Here is a 217-nt window from a genome sequence, read left to right as displayed (position 1 = left end):
GCAGTTCCGACGTGTCGCAACCCGCTTCGAAAAAACGGCCCGGAATTACCGGGCCGTCGTCACTCTCGCTGCCATTGTTCTATGGATGCGCTAGTGTCCACACCACCTAGTCTTACTGTGTCATAAGTGGATCGGCGGGTCGCGCCCTTTGATGAGCCGGATGCAGCAAGGACACCTTTGCATGCGGCCGAGGAGCGCGACGCTCAAGCGGCGTCGC

The 217-nt window shown here is 60.4% G+C and carries 1 pseudogene; it reads left to right on the top strand.

Annotated features, from left to right (window positions below):
* Positions 1-94: pseudogene (locus ACZBJS_RS42905) on the top strand (IS5/IS1182 family transposase); the annotation flags it as partial.
* Positions 95-217: the final 123 nt, after the last annotated feature.

It is taken from the genome of Bradyrhizobium sp. KZN70725, from assembly GCF_055264925.1.
The sequence above is the reverse complement of the archived record's forward strand: the minus strand, read 5'-3'. Positions and strand labels throughout refer to the sequence as shown.